A 917-nucleotide genomic window follows, 5' to 3' on the forward strand; every position below is an offset into this window, starting at 1 on the left:
AGGCGACGACGTCGTCGATGTGCTCGGCGGACGTCCACCACACCAGGTCGTAGTCCGCCATGAAGCGGTGCACGTACTCGACGGCCAGCTGGGTCTTCCCTACTCCCCCGAGCCCCCACAGGGCCTGCGGCTGCGGCGGCCCGCCGGTTCCGCCGAGCTGGTTGCGCACCCGCTCCAGGATCGTGTTGCGTCCGGTGAAGGTGGCGCTGCGCTGCGGCGCGTTCCAGATGGCCGGTGTGTTGCCGGGGAAGCGGGGTGCGGAGGACGCCGACTCCACCGGCTGGAGGGGCAGGTCGAGGGCGCGCAGCAGGGCGGTCACGCACTCCCCCTCGTCGAGGCGGAGCAGGTCGACGAAGCTCTCCGGCAGGTGCTGCACCTCGTCCACGCGCACCGCGACGACCGGGGAGCGGCCGGTGTCGTCCGCCCAGCCGGTGAGGGCGTGCCGTACGGAGGCGGCGTGCCGGGAGTTCTCGAACACCTTGGACAGCAGCACCACGGTGCGGACGGACGGGTCGGACGGCGTCAGGGGACCGGTCGAGATGTCGTGCAGGGTGACGTCGCAGCCCGCCCTGCGCAGCAGATGGCGGACCCAGTCGGCCCAGGTGCGGTTCTCCGCGGCGTAGGCGACGAGGAAGCCGGCGGCCGCCGTCTCAGGTAGGCGTCGCGGCAGCGCAGGCGCACGGACTCGGGAAGGGGCGGCAGGGAGGTGACCTCGCGGTCGGTGATGACGGCGGTCAGCCGCTCGAAGGCGGACAGCAGGGAGTTGGCGATGCCGCTCTCGTCCCCGACCGTGGCGAGGGTCTCCTCGTAGGCGTAGTACGGGCGGTAGGGGATCTCGACGTTCCCCCAGTAGGCGCTCAGCTCCTGGGGACCGAGCTCCCGCCCGTCGTGTCCCTTCGGCAGCCCCTCGAACCGGG

At 72.3% G+C, this 917-nt stretch carries 1 protein-coding gene and 1 pseudogene; both read right to left on the minus strand.

Going from position 1 to position 917, the window contains the following annotated elements:
• Positions 1 to 580 (minus strand): annotated as a pseudogene (locus tag CCN29_RS36345) (FxSxx-COOH system tetratricopeptide repeat protein); the annotation flags it as partial.
• Positions 523 to 917 (minus strand): hypothetical protein (locus tag CCN29_RS36350; protein ID WP_442538538.1); only part of this gene is annotated, 395 nt, incomplete at its 5' end. The pseudogene CCN29_RS36345 and the gene CCN29_RS36350, both read right to left, overlap by 58 nt.

Source organism: Streptomyces pseudogriseolus (assembly GCA_002154585.1).
GTDB classification, from domain to species: domain Bacteria; phylum Actinomycetota; class Actinomycetes; order Streptomycetales; family Streptomycetaceae; genus Streptomyces; species Streptomyces pseudogriseolus.